This window comes from Vibrio sp. 1562 (assembly GCF_033340155.1).
Lineage (GTDB): Bacteria > Pseudomonadota > Gammaproteobacteria > Enterobacterales > Vibrionaceae > Vibrio > Vibrio alginolyticus.
Window position 1 is genome coordinate 1 of the sequence record NZ_JAWOVY010000382.1, and the last position, 680, is coordinate 680.

A 680-nucleotide genomic window follows, 5' to 3' on the forward strand; every position below is an offset into this window, starting at 1 on the left:
TCGCCGCTTGGATCGGTAGCCGTAAACGTCAGCGCTTCTGAGCCGTTCCAGTCTGCCGTTGGAGTGAACGTAGCAATCCCATTGACGATCGCCACTTGAATGTTGCTGTTGCCAGAGACGCTAAACGTTAACTCGCCATCCACGTTATCCACATCACTGAAGGCCGTATTTAGATCGATGCTGTATGGCGTAAAGTCTTCCGCCAAGGTTTGGTCTGCAATGCTACTTTCAACCACAGGCGTGTCGTTCACCGCATTCACGGTGACGTTGACCGTCGCTTGGTCAGTCAGTGAACCATCGGTAACGGTGTAAGTGATTTCAGCGTCACCATGGAAGTTCTCAGCTGGTGTGAACACCAATTTGCCATCAACAATTTCGACTTTACCTTGTGCTTCAGGTACAGACGCCGATTCAATCGACAGCGTATCACCATCAATATCAGTATCGTTTGGCAGAACATCAATCGTCACTGGCGTGTCTTCGTCAGTGACAGCAGTATCATCTTTTGCCACTGGCGCGTCATTCACTGGCGTGACATCGATGTTCACCGTGGTGAATTCCGATACCCCACCGGAGGTAACGATGTACGTGAAGCTGTCTGTACCGTGGAAGTTGTCGTTTGGCGTGTAAGTGACGCTGCCATCCGGGTTGACCGAGACCGTGCCGTTAGCTGGACCGTT

The 680-nt window shown here is 51.5% G+C and carries 1 protein-coding gene; it reads right to left on the reverse strand.

Features of this window, described 5'->3' with window-relative positions; genetic code table 11:
- Positions 1–680: tandem-95 repeat protein (locus R7Z49_RS25305; RefSeq protein ID WP_318112428.1), on the reverse strand; the 680-nt coding region annotated here is incomplete at both ends.